1 protein-coding gene is annotated in these 2,047 nt (G+C 41.5%); it reads left to right on the top strand.

The genetic code is table 11. The features are described 5' to 3' along the window. Positions 1–245 precede the first annotated feature (245 nt). Positions 246–1,910 carry a glycoside hydrolase family 13 protein gene (locus V7Z64_RS13110; RefSeq protein ID WP_297990636.1) on the top strand — a complete coding sequence of 555 codons (1,665 nt, stop codon included), beginning with the start codon at positions 246–248 and terminating at the stop codon, positions 1,908–1,910. Positions 1,911–2,047 lie beyond the last annotated feature (137 nt).

The raw sequence follows: 2,047 nt of genomic DNA, 5'->3' as shown, positions 1-2,047 counted from the left end.
ATCGTATCAACGGTTTGCATCCATTGTAAAGATGTTTTGTCACGGATTCAGGATAAGTATACAATAGGCAACGATGAGCAATCGTTGCTTATTTTTGTTCGTATGTAAACCGTTTGCACACATAAAACGAAATTTTTTATGAAAAAGTGCAACTTCCTCTTTCAACGAGAGCGTTTGTGTATTAACATGAAAGAGTAAAGATGATTGAAAGCGATTTAGTTTGAATGGATTGAGGAGGTTTTTACGTGAAAAGAGCTTGGTGGAAAGAAGCGGTTGCATATCAAATATATCCGAGAAGCTTCATGGACTCGAACGGAGACGGGATCGGAGACTTACAAGGAATTATTCAAAAGCTTGACTATTTAAAAGACCTTGGAATCGATGTCATATGGATTTGCCCTATTTACAAATCGCCGAATGCCGACAACGGCTATGATATTAGCGATTATCAAGATATTATGGAGCAGTTTGGCACGATGGAAGATTTCGATCAACTGCTTGAAGAAATCCATAAGCGTGACATGAAAGTCATCTTGGATCTCGTCATTAACCATACGAGCGATGAGCATCCGTGGTTTATTGAATCGCGTTCGTCACGCGATAATCCAAAACGCGACTGGTACATTTGGCGCGACGGGAAAAATGGAAAAGAGCCGAACAACTGGGAAAGCATTTTTGGCGGCTCAGCTTGGGAATATGATGAAGCAACAGATCAATATTATTTGCACGTATTTGCGACAAAACAGCCAGATTTAAACTGGGAAAACGAAGATGTTCGTCGTGCGCTATATGATATGATTAACTGGTGGCTTGATAAAGGGATTGACGGCTTCCGTGTTGATGCGATTTCGCATATTAAGAAAAAAGAAGGACTTCCCGACTTACCGAACCCAAAAGGGCTTGACTATGTCCCGTCATTTGATGGACATATGAATCAAGAAGGGATTATGGAGTATCTTCGTGAGCTCAAAGCGCAAACGTTTGCGCGTTATGACATTATGACAGTCGGGGAAGCGAACGGTGTTACGGTGGAAGAGGCCGAAGACTGGGTCGGCGAAGAACGCGGTATTTTTAATATGATTTTTCAATTTGAGCATCTAGGACTTTGGCAAAAAGGGACGGACGGCGGCGTCGATGTTCGTAAATTAAAGCGCGTCTTAACGAAATGGCAAAAAGGATTAGAAGGCATTGGCTGGAACGCGCTGTTCCTTGAAAATCACGATCAGCCGCGCTCGGTGTCGACGTGGGGAAATGATGAAACATATCTTGTAGAAAGTGCAAAAGCGTTAGGGGCATTGTATTTTCTTATGCAAGGAACACCGTTCATTTATCAAGGTCAAGAAATCGGTATGACGAATGTTCGTTTTGAAACGATTGATGAATACGATGATGTCGCGATAAAAAACTATTATCGCATTGAGCGGGCCAAGGGGCGCTCACATGAAGAAGTGATGCAATGGATTTGGAAAAACGGCCGCGACAATTCGCGCACACCGATGCAATGGTCAGATGAAGAGAACGCCGGATTTACGACAGGAACACCGTGGATTGGCGTGAACGAAAACTATAAACAAATTAACGTTAAAAAGCAAGTAAATGACCCGGACTCTGTGCTCAATTTTTACAAACGAATGATTCAACTTCGCAAACAGCACGATGTATTTGTGTACGGAACATATGAGTTAATATTAGAAAATCATAAAGCGATTTATGCGTACACACGCACATGGGGCAACGAAAAAGCGGTCGTAATCGTGAACTTAACAGATCGAAAGACGATGTATCGCTACGATTCGTTGAAATTAAATAGCGAGCAACTCGTGTTAACAAACTACGACGTGAAACCGCATAAGCATGCGACGCGCTTTGCATTGCGTCCATATGAAGCACGAGTATATGTGATGAAATAATGAAATCCCCTTTTCCGATATGGAAAAGGGGATTTTCACGTTTATTTCACAATCATTTCATACTTTTCACATCTATTTTTTGTACGGTATTGTCAAAAGTTTTAAAGACACACCCTAAGTTTTTATTGATTTTCTGC

The sequence above is a fragment of the Anoxybacillus sp. genome (assembly GCF_036834105.1).
GTDB lineage: Bacteria > Bacillota > Bacilli > Bacillales > Anoxybacillaceae > Anoxybacillus.
Note: the sequence above shows the minus strand (reverse complement) of the source record. Positions and strands in the feature narration are given on the sequence as shown.